General features: G+C 38.1%; 5 protein-coding genes. 3 read left to right on the forward strand and 2 right to left on the reverse strand.

All coding sequences use genetic code 11. From position 1 onward, the window contains the following. Positions 1-91 precede the first annotated feature (91 nt). From ACNARN_RS05235 to ACNARN_RS05245, 3 genes are all read left to right on the forward strand, one after another. Positions 92-1,249, forward strand: a complete 1,158-nt coding sequence (locus tag ACNARN_RS05235; protein ID WP_198625968.1) for an iron-containing alcohol dehydrogenase — start codon at positions 92-94, stop codon at positions 1,247-1,249. Between the two features lie 28 nt (positions 1,250-1,277). Continuing rightward, a complete protein-coding gene (gene dkgA / locus ACNARN_RS05240; RefSeq protein ID WP_198619318.1) occupies positions 1,278-2,108 on the forward strand; it encodes a 2,5-didehydrogluconate reductase DkgA in 831 nt (276 codons plus the stop codon). Positions 2,109-2,323: 215 nt separating this feature from the next. Continuing rightward, positions 2,324-9,454 (forward strand): Ig-like domain-containing protein, encoded by a 7,131-nt coding sequence (locus tag ACNARN_RS05245; protein WP_416304215.1) that lies wholly within the window; start codon positions 2,324-2,326, stop codon positions 9,452-9,454. A gap of 50 nt (positions 9,455-9,504) precedes the next feature. Here the strand turns inward: ACNARN_RS05245 and ACNARN_RS05250 are convergent, their stop codons facing one another. Together ACNARN_RS05250 and carB are read right to left on the reverse strand one after the other, a co-directional pair. Further along, positions 9,505-9,831 (reverse strand): Hok/Gef family protein, encoded by a 327-nt coding sequence (locus ACNARN_RS05250; RefSeq protein ID WP_409281765.1) that lies wholly within the window; start codon positions 9,829-9,831, stop codon positions 9,505-9,507. A gap of 478 nt (positions 9,832-10,309) precedes the next feature. Continuing rightward, a complete protein-coding gene (gene carB, locus ACNARN_RS05255; protein WP_198632077.1) occupies positions 10,310-13,537 on the reverse strand; it encodes a carbamoyl-phosphate synthase large subunit in 3,228 nt (1,075 codons plus the stop codon).

Here is a 13,537-nt window from a genome sequence, read left to right on the forward strand (position 1 = left end):
GTTATGTCATGCTATTTCGTCTAGACACAGTGAAAAACTTTTTCCTGATTAATTGTCATATTGCAGAACATCAAATCAAGGTGGATACAAAATGCAAAACTTTACTTATTACTCCCCCACTCGCCTTCATTTTGGTCAAGGGCAAATAGAAAAACTACGTTCTGAAATCGGAAAAAATGAAAGAATTTTGCTGACTTATGGCGGTGGCAGTATTAAACGCAACGGCGTTTTAGATCAAATCTATACGGCTCTTCCTGGTTATCAAATTCATGAATTTAGTGGTATTGAACCCAATCCCTCTTATGAAACACTGATGAAAGCCGTTTCTTACGCCCGATATCATGGTATTACACACCTATTGGCTGTCGGCGGTGGATCGGTTATTGATGGCACCAAATTTATTGCAGCCGCGATACCTTATCAAGGTGAACCTTGGGAAATCGTAACCAGTCGCGGTAAAGTGGTCGAAAAAGCCATTCCTCTAAGTTGTGTATTAACACTTCCAGCAACAGGAACAGAAACCAACAGTTTTTCCGTGATCAGTAAAAAACAGACAATGGATAAACAAAGCTTCGCCTCTCCTTATGTTTATCCTCATTGCGCGATTTTAGATCCAACAACCACTTATTCTTTACCACCAAGACAAACAGCAAACGGCGTTGTTGACGCTTTTATTCATATATTAGAGCAATATCTCACTTATCCTGTGAATGCTCGTGTACAAGATGAGTATGCAGAAGGTCTTTTACGGATTTTGATTGATCAAGGACCAAAAGCGCTGGCATCACCTACAGACTATGATATCCGTGCTAATATAATGTGGACAGCATCACAAGCCCTTAATGGTATCCTTGGTGTTGGTGTTCCTCAAGATTGGGCTACACATGCATTAGGCCACGAACTCACGGCATTACACGGGCTTGATCATGCACAAACTCTCGCCATCGTTTTACCTGCCCTATTAAATGAAAAACGGCAGGCTAAATATGAGAAGTTAATCCAATATGCACAAAAAGTTTGGGGTATAAACCAAGGTTCTGACGCTTTTAAAATTGAAACTGCGATTAATGAAACTCGAAAATTCTTTGAATTAATGGGACTTAGAACTCGACTGGCTGATTTCAAAATTACTGAAGAAGATATTCCAGCTTTAGTGCGAAAATTGGAAGAGCATGGACAAACCGCACTAGGCGAGCATCAAGATATCACATTAGAAGTCAGTCAACGCATTTATACAGCAGCACTCTAAGTACCTTAATGCGACTTTGGAGACAGAAATGGATAAACCTAAACTGATCAAATTATCTGATGGAAATGCCATCCCACAACTGGGGCTGGGTGTTTGGCAAGCAGATAATCATCAAGTTGTTAACGCTATTCATCACGCACTTGATACAGGCTATCGCCTTTTTGATACTGCGGCAATTTATCATAATGAAGAAGGTGTGGGTAAAGCGCTAAAACAGATTACGGTTCCTCGTGATGAACTCTTTATCACAACAAAATTATGGAACAACGATCAAACGCATGCTCGTGGTGCTGTCTTAGAAAGTCTCCAGCGTTTGCAACTTGATTATATTGATCTCTATTTAATGCATTGGCCTGCCCCCTCACGCGAACTTTATGTTGAAGCGTGGAAACAGATGATTATTTTGCAAAAAGAAGGCTTGGTAAAAAGTATTGGTGTTTGTAATTTTAAAGAAGAACATCTTGAACGTATCATTACTGAAACAGGTGTTACACCCGTCATTAATCAGATTGAAATTCACCCTTTAATGCAACAAGCACCATTAAGAGCATGGAACACAACGCATAATATTGTGACCGAATCTTGGAGCCCTTTAGCACAGGGGGGTGAAGGTGTTTTTAACCAACCCATCATTCAAAAACTTGCCGAAAAATATCATAAAACCCCAGCACAAATTGTCTTACGTTGGCATCTAGATAGTGGGCTTGTGGTGATCCCTAAATCTGTCACACCTTCTCGCATAGAAGAAAACTTCCATATTTTTGATTTTAAATTGGAGAAAGAGGAAGTTGCAGAAATGGCAGCACTTGATCAGAAAAAACGTTTAGGTCCTGATCCTGATATTTTTGTTGATATCTAATTTTTTGTCCTGAATAAAAAAGCCAATAGTATTTATTTCTATTGGCTTTTTTATACCTAAAATTCCTTTTCAATTTTTATTTCTAAACTTATTTTATTTTTTTGATCATTTATTTTTATATATTGAATAATTAATTAATTCAAGTTCACTTTCTGATATCTAAAACATCTATAAATACGAGAATCTCATCATTATTTGTTACGGTGAGTTTAAAAATGACAAAATTTAAAAGTGGACTAACGCCTCAACTCTCTTCTATTACAAAGAAAGTTGCTTGGTTTAATATTTTTATTCAACTGGCATTTCCTATCTCAGCAACCCTTCCAGCCAATGTATTTGCTAATGGAAACAGCCAAGAAAAACAGGCTATTAATTTATTAAAAAAACAGAAAACTTATCAGGTTAAAGTAGGAGATACACCTGAATCTATCGCTAAGCAATTTAATATAAAATTATTTAAACTTATAGAAGCTAATCCTGATTATGTCTCTTTAGTGGGTAAATTAAAAATAAAGGCGGGCATGACACTTAATATCCCCGATGAGCCTTTATTAACAAAAAAATGGCTAAATAATAATCAAGATATTCCGTTCCCTTCAACTAACGGGCAAGAACTGGCACAGATTATTGTCGATAATTCATCTTTATTAAATAGAGATACTGATGCAACTCAATACGCAATAAGCCGAGTTTCAAGTAAAGCCAATCAACAAATAGAACAGTGGCTTAATCAATTTGGCCATGCTCGTGTATCCCTTTCTACTGATAAGAATTTCACATTAGAAAATAGCTCAGCAGATCTCTTGATCCCATTATACGATCAAGAAAAAAACTTAGTTTTCTCTCAAACCAGTTATCACCGTAAAGATTCTCGTAGCCAATTAAACCAAGGGATTGGTTACCGGCATTTTACTGATAAATTTATGGTGGGTCTTAATGCCTTTTATGACTATGACTTAAGTCGCTATCACAGTCGCTTTGGTGTAGGTGCCGAAGTGTGGCGAGATTACTTTAAACTGAGTGCAAACCACTATCATCGCTTATCCAACTGGCGCACTTCCGATGATGTCATGGATTATAATGAACGACCTGCAAATGGTTGGGATATTAGAACCGAGGGCTATCTACCTGCTTATCCGCAATTAGGTGCAAAGCTTATTTTTGAGCAATATTATGGTAAAGAAGTTGGTTTATTTGGCAAGGATAATCGCCAAGAAAATCCCCACGCTTATACTGCGGGATTAACTTATACACCAGTGCCTTTAATTACCTTTGGCGCTGAACGTCGTTTTGGTTTAAATGACAATAGTGATAATAAATTTGACGTAAATATCCAGTATCGCCTTGGTGAATCAATCGCTTCACAGCTCAATTCAGATAATGTGCGAGCAATGCGTTTAATGTCGGGAAATCGCTATGATTTTGTTGATAGAAATAATGACATTGTTTTGGAATATAAAAAGAAAACCTTAGTCTTCCTTTCAATGAATCCAACCCTTAACGGTTACGCAAAAGAAGAAAAAGATTTAGGTGTACAAGTTCGTTCAAAATATCCCGTTAAACAGATTGAGTGGTCAGCAAGTCGCTTAATCGCCAATGGGGGTAAAATTAATCATAATAATAATCTTAACTACTCGATAATCCTTCCTCGTCATATTTCAGGTTCAGCTGAAAAAAACAGCTACATAATAAGTGCTGTTGCTATTGATGAACAAGGTAATCGTTCTGATCCCGTACAAAGTCAAATTATAGTTGATCAATCCGCTATCAATACACAAAATAGCCAATTTACGCCGAAAGCCACACAACTGCCCGCAGACAATTACTCTGCACAAAATCTGACTTTATCAATTTTAGATAATGATAATCTTCCTGTTGATATCAATCTCAAAGAACTCTCACTACAGGTTCAATCTGATAACCCTACCAGTAGTAGCAAAGTTTCCAATTTCAACCGAATAGATACAGGGAAATATCAAATCACTGTCACCGCGGGAAGTTCTCCTGAAATTGTGACATTAACACCTAAATTTAGGGATAACACATTTAATAAAGCACAAGTCACTTTTGTCGCTGATACACATTCCGCCATTATTGCAAAAGGGGGATTAACCGTAATCAAAAATAATGCCCCTGCTGATGGTAAAAGCCAAAATAAAATACAAGTTATTGTGACTGATATTAATGCGAATAGAATTCCTAACTATCCAGTCTCATTTACTGCCGATAATGGCGCAACGATAATCAAGCAAACCAATACAGACTCAGACGGTAAAATCATTGTTCCTATTACCAATACCCATATTGGTAAAAGTATGATTGGTGTTAGCGTTAAAAAAATCACCTATTCAACCAATGTTGATTTTATTGCCGATATTAACTCAGCAAAAATAAATACCTTTACCATCAATCCAAACAGTTCATTCGCTAATGGAAAAGATGAAAAACATATTGCTTTCAATGTTATTGATAAAAACAATAATCCTGTTCCCAACGCTAAAATACAATTATCTGCTGATAACCAAGCCCTGCTCAAAGAAACTGAATTATTGACTGATAATCAAGGTAATGCATCAACAACGATGACCAGCCAAATATCAGGCACAACCACTGTAAGTGCATTAGTTAATAAAATAGTCACCAAAAAGACAACGCAATTTATTGCCGATCTATCCAACGGTAAAATTATTTCATTAACGCCATCGGCAAAACCTTATATTGCTGATGGTAAAACAGCAGTAACCTTTACCGCGGTCGTTGAAGATAACAATCACAACATCTTGCCAAATGCAAAAGTCATTTGGTCGACTAATCGTGACCAACAGATTGTTTCTATTAATGAAGTTTCAACCACCAATAACCAAGGTATCGCTCAAACTACAGTGACCAGTACTCAAGCCTTTGATGTTATTGTTACTGCCAGTATCAGTAATGGGTCACTGGATGCATCACCTATTACTTTTATTGCTGATAACCAGAAAGGTTTAATTACCTTAACCGCTAATAAAACCCAATTGATTGCGGATAATAAAGAGCAAGCCATATTAACCGCAGTTGTAAAAGATAAATTCGGCAATAAATTACCTAACGTTACCGTCAATTGGGATATTAACGGTGGAACAGCAAATCAAAAAGAGACAAAAACTAACCAACAAGGTGAAACAGCTATTTCGATTAATACCGCTCAAGCGGGAACTATTACCGCCATTGCTTCACTTAAAAATGGGAATAAAGCACAGACCACAATAAACGCCATTTCTGATCCAAAGAGTGCAACAATTTCTTTATCGGCTAATAATAAAACAGAAGCCATTGCTGATGATAATGACACTATTACCGTCACAGCACATGTCGTTGATGCTAATAATAATCCGTTAATCCAACAATCTGTTTTTTGGAATGCATCACCCAATCATCCAAATAGAGAAATGGTAAAAACAGATATTCATGGTAATGCACAAGTCGCAATAAAAGGAAAAATAGCACAGGCAGTAACATTAACTGGCCGTCTAAATAACAATCAAAGCGCATCAATTAATCTTTTATTTAAACCTGGGGAAGTAGATAAAAACCATAGCCACTTTAAATTGGATCCGCAAACTATCGTGGCTAATGGACAAAGTATCTCTACTGGTACAGTCGAATTAAAAGACCAATTTGATAACCCAGTTCCTAAACAAGAAAAATATATCAGTCTTAGTGGCAATAATCCCACTATTACATTCAGTAATGTTATTGATAAAAATAACGGACTTTATCAATTTGAGGTTAAAGGAAAAAAAGAAGGTATTAGTGAGATAACAGCAAAATATGGTGCAGCGAATCCATTTGTATTAACACAACCTCTTGGTTTTGTTGCTGATACACAAAATGCCATGATTCAATCAGTTAATGTCATTGCGCCTTATACTGTCACTGCAAATGGGAAAGATAGTGTCGTTATTAAAGCCCATATTGTAGATAAGCAAGGCAACCCAAGCATGGAAGGCATTACGGTAGGTTGGCAAACATCATTAGGTCAACTTTCACCATTACCAATTAGTAAAACAGATAAAAATGGGGTTGCAGAGATTGCGCTGGCAAGCACACAAGCAGGTGTAGCAAAAGTCACTGCTATGCTAGATGCGCAAGAGTTTCTTGAAGCTGATCATGACATTGTCTTTACAACGGATGTCATATCCCCAACGCACTCAACACTTGCTCTTTCCCCTTCCATTATTACAGCGGGGGATGGTACTCGGACTTATGATCAATCCGAAATTACGGTCATTGCAAAAGACAATCAAGGGAATTTACTCCCTGGATTGAAAGATGATATTAAACTTCAATATTCTACTCAGCTTAATATTAAAGAGAGTAAATTTACCGAGAGCAGCACAGGTGTTTATAAAGCCACAATCAGTGCACAAAAAATGGGTACAACGCAAATTCATGCCATCATTAGCGGTGTCACCTTAACTCAATCGGTTTCATTGACCGTTATTCCAGATAATATCAGTGCCAAAGTGCGTGATATTGTTATCAGTGATCTAACGCCTAAAGCCGGAGACACTATCACCTATACCGCTTATTTAATTGATAAATATGATAATCCAGTCAGTAAAGATACGCCTGTCACATGGACATCTGACAATGTCAGTGTCTTAAGCTCCGCATTGACTTTTACAGATGATAAAGGCGTTACCCAAACAAAATTAACACGAGGGCCTGCTGGGTTAGCTAAAGTTAATGTGGTTTTAAAATCAGGTATTTATCACGCTAAAGATGTTAACTTTGTCGCGGATGATGTTGATGAAAACCGTTCAGAAATCACATTAATCCCAGCGAATATCGTAGCTAATGGTAAAGAAAAAGCCCTATTGAGTTTAATCATTAAAGATAAAGGCGGTAATATTCTGCCAGATCAACAAGTGAAAGGAATATCGGATAACCCAACCATTGTATTTAGCCCAGCGAAACAAGTCTCTCCTGGCCATTATGAAATTGAAGCAACAGGAAAAAAATCAGGCTCAGCGCAGTTAAGTGTCAATATCAATGGCGTTGATTTTAAAAAGCAAAAAACCTTACAACTTCGTGCCGATACAACAACATGGCAAGTAAAATCTGTTGATGTGGATAGAACGAGCATAATTGCAGGTGATAAAGGCGTTAATTATCAAGCAGCTATTGTTGATGCTAATGATAATATTTTGCCAAACGTTATTGTGTCATGGAAATTACAAGGTTTAGCTGATGATTATGATTTTAGTACCTATACAGATGCTAAAGGTGTCGCAAAAACCAAAGTAACTAGCCATGTTGCGGGTATCATCAAGATGAGTGCTTATCTTGATTTAAGCAACTATAAGCCAATTCAAGATGTGACTGTGCTCCCTGCAGATATTGATGCCAATAAGTCAACACTGACAACAAGTCGCCAGTCTATTGGCGGCGATGATAAAGACGAAGCTATTTTAACAGTAAAATTAGTTGATAAATATGACAACACGATTGATGGCAAAACGGTTAGCTTAACAGCCACAACGGGTACTGCGCATTTTAGTGATAATCCATTAAAACCATTAGGAAATGGTCAATATCAAACCAAACTAACTTCTAATGTTAAAACAGATATTACATTAGCCGCAGAAGCTGAAGGGATCGCTGTTGCTAAACCCGTTATTATTAAAGTCACTATTCCTAAACCTGATATTATTTTTGACAAACAAATCCAACAAGAAACCTACGCTTCAGCACCAATCAGCGCACTAGGTTATACAGGATTACCTAATAATATTAATATGATGTGGTCTAGTTCCGATCCGACTATTGCCTCTATTGATACAACTAGCGGTCGTATTTCGATGAAAAAAGCGGGTACTGCAGTTATCACATTACAAACATCAGGTAATGATCAATATCAACCAGCGCAAAGTAGTTATCCTTTAGTCATTGAAAAAGCGAAACCTATTTTGCAATTAGCGTCATCGGGTACGATTAAATCGGTATGGAATGATGGAGTAGTGCATAACGTTAACGCCACTTTTGGCAATACAGACGTAAAAAATATTCCTTTGTATTATATCAGTGATGATCAACGTGTAGCCACCGTTGATACACAAGGCACTATTACAGAAGTAAAACCAGGCAAAACAAAAATACACATCAAAAGTGATGCGACTGATCAATTTCTAGCAGATGCAGTGGCAGTGGATTACGAGCAAGGTAAAGGAACACTCCAAATCACTTTTGCACAAAAAGACATTATTTTATCTGAAATGGATACTAATATTGATGTACAACAACCAACAATTCCATTGCCTAAAGAAGCTCTAGGTACCTGGTCAGCAAAAGATCCTAATATTGTAGCAATAAAAGAAAGTGGGGTTATTGTTAAAGTCAATCCAGGTAAAACAGATATCATTTTGACATCAAAAGAAAATGATTACTTTTATCAATCTCAAGGTTCTTATTCTGTCGATGTCAGAAAAGTACCTCATATCACTATTAACTCAGTAACACGAAGGGTTGATAACAATAAAAAGGCACAAATCATACCTCATGATAATATATCGATAAATTGGACTCCTGTTTATGAAGATGATTCGTTAACTTTTTCTTGGTTACCGCCAGATACAGCAGCAAGTGATTATGCAGTTAATCTTGAATTATGGGATGGAAATCAAAAAACCAGTCAAATCCTTGCTTATGACCAAAATCAGCTTCTTGGTAGACCCAACATCACTAGCTCATTTAAGCTTGATAAAAATTTATTTAAAAGTACTCAACTTAAAATCAAAGTCATTGTGTTTGACATTCACGATCATGATCCAAGTACAAATATAGGTAGACAATATGCGGTTTATTATCCACTAGATGTAAAACCGATCCATCCTAGGTATATGGATTTAGAATTAAACGGCTCTATTTCATTTATTAATACTAATAATGCTAGTGTGCCGAGAAATTCATGTAGAATGAGTAAATTGGATGATATAGTTCATGTTATTGCAAGGCCGATGTTTACATTAGGAAACCACGCAAGTGATTTCTTTGAGCCAGTCACGGTATCTCACAAACTTATTGATATACAAGGCGATTCTACTCGAGATTCAGTCGATTACAACGATGAAGATACTTATACATCTATAATTGAGAACCAACGTTTCCCATCTAATAGTCATTCACTGGCAATAGAAGAAGAATGTTGGGGGAGTGGTGCCGGTGCTTCTGCCCATCATGGTAATGCAACGTTAATTACCTCTGTCACTATCGCAGGTAAAACATATGAGTTTAAACAACATGTTAATTGGGATGGAGATGGTAATCCATCACAAAATAATATAACGAAAATTAGCCAACTTTAGTTAAAATCATTCGATTAACCATAAAGAGCCTCTCGAGGCTCTTTATTAATTTAAAGCTGTTTTTCTAATGTATCGCTTAATATCATCATTCCTGCGCCTCCTAAGAAAAATCCCCCCATTACCCCCACAATTTGGATCGCATTGATTTCAGATAATAGGGTGCTTGTACCAAAACTCTGACAACTTGAAGAAAAAATTGGGAGGGAGAAAACCTCCCCCCAACCAAGCCATTTATTACACATCAAAATAGCTTGAACGACTGTGTTTCCATTACTAATGTTAAGTGAACATAATCGTTCGCCTACAATTATTGTAAAACATAGAACAGTCACACAGATAACCGTAATGCCAAATAAGGTTATTTTCGTCAATTTCATTGACTCCTTTCGGAAAAGGAGACAGAATCAAGTTGTTGATGTTTGAGTCTGTCCTCGGATTTTATGAAAATAGAATTCGGGGCTTTTCTCTTTTTGGCTCTTGCAAAATGCTTGAACCAAAATGATCCAAGCACCCGCCAATATAGTAACAGAAATTTCTCTATTCCCTATACCTTACCCGTAGTAAATAACAAATTTAAATCAATTAAAACAATATGTTACTCAGCATCGTAAAATAATTTCCTCTTGACTCAAGCGACAAAAAAAGACAAAATCAACCCGCTAAAACAAAGAAATTAACTTGTTTTATTTTCTTGACTCCTTACTTGAAAAAAAGATCCGCACCCATCTCTTTGTTTTGCACTCGCCCCAAATAAATTTATTTGGGGCTATCTTTTTTATATCAAATAGAAAAATAAAAAATCCCGAATACAAGTCTCCTCATATTCGGGATCATTATTACAATAATAAGTAAATCTTAAGATTTACTTATCTTTTTATGCATTTCTTGAACTGAGATAACACTTTCTGTAGGGTCCGCTGTTAATGACAGCGTTGTCGCAAATCCGCCATTTAATGTCGTGTCATAATGGACTTTATATCTTAATGCACTACGACGAATAATTTTAGAATCTTCAATGGCTTGGCGACCTGAAGTGGTATTGACAATATAGTCATACTCACCATTTTTAATTCTATCTTCAATATGCGGTCGTCCTTCATGAACTTTATTCACTAAACGTGGATTTATTCCCGCCTCACCTAACACTATAGCAGTGCCATGTGTCGCATCTAACTCAAATCCACTTTTTAGCAATTTAGTTGCTAAATCAACAACTCGCTTTTTATCACCAGCACGCACAGAAAGAAGCGCTCTGCCTTTTTTCTTCATGGTAGAACTGCTGCCTAACATCGCTTTAGCAAAGGCTTGAGCAAAGGTTGCACCGACGCCCATCACTTCACCTGTTGAACGCATTTCAGGCCCTAAAATAGGATCGACACCTGCAAACTTATTGAAAGGTAAAACCACCTCTTTTACAGAGTAATAAGGTGGAATAACTTCTTTTGTAACTCCCTGCTCTTCAAGGCTTTGACCAATCATGACACGCGCAGCGACTTTCGCTAATGGCACACCTGTGGCTTTTGAGACAAAAGGAACAGTACGAGCAGCACGAGGATTGACTTCGATAAGATAAACATCGTTACCTTTCACCGCAAATTGTACGTTCATTAGCCCTTTGACTCCAAGCTCAAACGCAAGTGCGCGTACTTGTTTACGCATCACATCTTGAATTTCTTGGCTTAGGGTATAAGCAGGCAATGAGCAAGCGGAGTCACCAGAGTGAACACCCGCTTGTTCGATATGCTCCATAATGCCACCAATCACGACTTGTTGACCGTCACAAATCGCATCAACATCGACTTCAATCGCATCATCAAGAAAACGGTCTAACAACACTGGCGCATCGTTTGACACACTAACCGCAGTTTGGAAATAGCGACGTAAATCAACTTCGTCATAAACAATTTCCATTGCGCGTCCACCAAGTACATAAGAAGGACGAACCACCAGCGGATAACCAATCAATTGTGCTTTTTCTACAGCCTCTTCTAACGCGGTTACAGTGGCATTTTCAGGCTGTTTAAGCTCTAATTTATCCACCGCTTTTTGGAAACGTTCACGATCTTCTGCTTTATCGATAGCATCAGGGCTTGTACCAATAACTGGCACGCCTTCAGCTTCTAGCGCTCTGGCTAGTTTTAGCGGAGTTTGTCCGCCGTATTGCACAATCACCCCTTTCGGTTTTTCAATTCGTACAATTTCAAGTACATCTTCTAATGTGACAGGTTCAAAATAGAGTCTGTCAGAGGTGTCGTAATCTGTTGAAACCGTTTCTGGGTTACAGTTCACCATAATGGTTTCGTAACCGTCTTCACGCAGTGCTAGTGCCGCATGAACACAACAATAATCAAATTCAATTCCTTGACCAATACGGTTTGGCCCTCCACCTAAAATCATCACTTTTGGCTTATCTTGATGAGGGTTCGCCTCACACTCTTCTTCATAAGTCGAGTACATATAAGCGGTATCGGTGGCAAATTCTGCGGCGCAAGTATCAACACGTTTATAGACAGGATGGAGTTGATATTGCTCACGTAATTGGCGAATAGCCTGTTCTTTTACATTGAGTACCTTAGCTAAACGCGCATCAGCAAAGCCTTTACGTTTTAACTGGCGTAAAAAATCTGCGGTTAAGCCTTTTAAGCCCACTTTTGCCACTTTTTCTTCAAGACGTACAATTTCTTCAATTTGCACTAAGAACCAGCGGTCAATATTAGTCAGATTAAACACGCCATCGACCGATAACCCTGCACGGAAAGCATCTGCGATATACCAAATTCTGTCAGAACCCGCTTCTTTTAGTTCACGACGAATTTTCGTTAATGCTTCAGGATCATCTAAGTCAACTTTAGGATCAAAACCTGTTGCGCCAACTTCAAGACCACGTAACGCTTTTTGCATCGACTCTTGCTGTGTTCTACCTATCGCCATGACTTCCCCGACAGATTTCATTTGTGTTGTTAATCTGTCATTGGTTCCCGCAAACTTTTCAAAGTTAAAGCGAGGAATTTTTGTCACAACATAATCAATAGAAGGTTCGAAAGAAGCTGGCGTTCTCCCTCCAGTGATATCATTCATTAGCTCATCAAGGGTATAACCCACGGCTAATTTAGCGGCGATCTTTGCAATTGGGAAACCTGTTGCTTTAGATGCAAGCGCTGATGAACGAGAAACTCGAGGGTTCATTTCGATAACAATCAAGCGCCCGGTTTTAGGATCAACGGCAAACTGAACATTCGAACCGCCAGTTTCAACACCTATCTCACGTAATACTGCCATCGAGGCATTACGCATAATTTGATATTCTTTGTCGGTCAGTGTTTGTGCAGGTGCAACAGTGATGGAATCACCCGTATGAATGCCCATGGCATCAAAGTTTTCAATGGAGCAGACAATAATACAGTTATCATTTTTATCGCGTACCACTTCCATTTCATACTCTTTCCAACCAATTAATGATTCATCAATTAACAGTTCATTAGTGGGTGATAAATCTAAGCCTCGTGTACAGATTTCTTCAAATTCTTCACGATTATAGGCGATCCCGCCCCCGGTTCCGCCCATCGTGAATGAAGGGCGAATAATACAAGGGAAACCGACTTGTTCAGCAACGGCAAAAGCTTCTTCAAGATTATGAGCGATACCAGAACGAGCAGTATCTAAACCAATTTTTTTCATCGCTTTATCAAAGCGTTGTCTATCTTCTGCTTTATCAATTGCATCGGCTGTTGCACCAATCATGGTAACGCCAAATTCAGCCAAAACACCTTGGCGCTCTAACTCTAGCGCACAGTTCAGGGCTGTTTGCCCGCCCATTGTTGGTAACACTGCATCAGGACGCTCTTTTTCAATAATTTTTCTCACAACTTGCCAGTGAATAGGCTCGATGTACGTTGCATCGGCCATTTCAGGATCGGTCATAATGGTTGCAGGATTTGAATTTACCAAAACAACTCGATATCCCTCTTCACGTAGGGCTTTACATGCTTGAGCGCCTGAATAGTCAAATTCACACGCTTGTCCGATAACAATAGGCCCAGCACCTAAAATCAGGATTGTTTTGATATCTGTTCTTTTAGCCAT

The organism is Proteus sp. TSJ240517 (assembly GCF_047921575.1).
In the GTDB taxonomy this organism is placed as follows: domain Bacteria; phylum Pseudomonadota; class Gammaproteobacteria; order Enterobacterales; family Enterobacteriaceae; genus Proteus.

Excerpts from the sequence above, each read along its gene's own strand:
- ACNARN_RS05235 (WP_198625968.1), top strand. The coding sequence starts at position 92 with ATGCAAAACTTTACTTATTACTCCCCCACTCGCCTTCATTTTGGTCAA.
- dkgA (WP_198619318.1), top strand. The coding sequence starts at position 1,278 with ATGGATAAACCTAAACTGATCAAATTATCTGATGGAAATGCCATCCCA.
- ACNARN_RS05245 (WP_416304215.1), top strand. The coding sequence starts at position 2,324 with ATGACAAAATTTAAAAGTGGACTAACGCCTCAACTCTCTTCTATTACA.
- ACNARN_RS05250 (WP_409281765.1), bottom strand. The coding sequence starts at position 9,831 with ATGAAATTGACGAAAATAACCTTATTTGGCATTACGGTTATCTGTGTG.
- carB (WP_198632077.1), bottom strand. The coding sequence starts at position 13,537 with ATGGCTAAAAGAACAGATATCAAAACAATCCTGATTTTAGGTGCTGGG.